Origin of the sequence: Arthrobacter sp. HMWF013 (genome assembly GCF_003061105.1) — a bacterium.
Classification (GTDB): domain Bacteria; phylum Actinomycetota; class Actinomycetes; order Actinomycetales; family Micrococcaceae; genus Arthrobacter.
Window position 1 is genome coordinate 16,013 of sequence record NZ_QAIQ01000638.1, and the last position, 539, is coordinate 16,551.

1 pseudogene is annotated in these 539 nt (G+C 67.2%); it reads left to right on the forward strand.

The window, feature by feature from the left end:
* Window positions 1–380: 380 nt before the first annotated feature.
* Window positions 381–539, forward strand: a pseudogene (locus tag DBR22_RS24925) (zinc-dependent metalloprotease); the annotation flags it as partial.

Sequence of the window (539 nt, forward strand, 5' to 3'; positions counted from 1 at the left end):
GTGCCTTGGGCTGCGACGGCAGACGTTGCGGTGGTGCCGAGTACGGCAGCCATTACGACGGCGGCCAGCACCGACCGCCAGCCGCTGCGGGGCCCAACGGTCAGGGGAGCAATGGGACGGTACGGGATCATGGTGTTCTCCTGTGGGCGGGGCTGGAGTTGTATGGGCTGTTGTTACTACTGTGGCCGGGCCATTTAGCACGGCGCTGTTGGCTTCCTGTGCGGCACCTGTGGACCGGCGCCTGTGAACCGGCGCCTGTGGACCGGCCCCGACAACGGCGCCCCCGGCAGACCCGCGCCACTGAACGCGGGCCCGTGAACGTGTTCGCCGGTCAGCGAACTTAAGGGCGTTCCGCCTCGCGCTGTGATCTGATGGGAAGCATGGAGTCCACTGCACGTGATTCGTCAGCACCGGCAACATCCAGTCCCGCCCAGGCCCTGATCAACTGGGACCTCGCGGCATCCACTGCGGCCCGGCTCGCTTCGGCGGGTCCAACCCTGAACACAGGGGAGATCAACGAAGCCGTGGACAGCCTGCGC